The organism is Aminobacter sp. P4_D5, assembly GCF_056401815.1.
Genome location: NZ_JBFUIP010001500.1, coordinates 1 through 501 on the forward strand (window position 1 = coordinate 1; position 501 = coordinate 501).

A 501-nucleotide genomic window follows, 5' to 3' on the forward strand; every position below is an offset into this window, starting at 1 on the left:
GGAGCGGCTGCGCACCACCGGCGAGTTCTTCGAGTTCCTGCCCCCCGCCACGACCAGCCGTTACGCCGGCTATGTCTTCGAGGAGCTGAAGCTCTCGCCCGTCTGGCGCGTGCAGGCGGCGGCGCGGCCGGAGTTGGTGAACATCTCTGGTTCCACCGCCGCCTTCCCGACCGGCAATCTTCCGCTCACCGCGGACCAGGAGCTGGCGAATGCCGGCCGGCGCCGAGACTTCGCCCCGGCGAGCTTCAGCCTCGGCCTGCTGCGCGACCTGCCCTGGGCCATGCAGGCCCGCGCCACGGCGCAATACGTGCAGCGCGCGCCGAGTGCGGCCGAGCTCTTCTCGCGCGGCGCGCACGACGCCTCCGGCACCTTCGACATCGGCGATCCGAACCTCCGCAAGGAGGCGGCCGCGAGTTTCGAGCTCGGCCTCGCGCGGCAGGCGGGCACCTTCCGCTTCGACACGAGCGCCTACTACTCGCGCTATGATGGCTTCATCTACCG

The 501-nt window shown here is 70.9% G+C and carries 1 protein-coding gene; it reads left to right on the top strand.

The genetic code is table 11. The features are described from left to right. Positions 1 to 501 (top strand): TonB-dependent receptor domain-containing protein (locus AC1DWF_RS39180; RefSeq protein WP_476843765.1); only part of this gene is annotated, 501 nt, incomplete at both ends.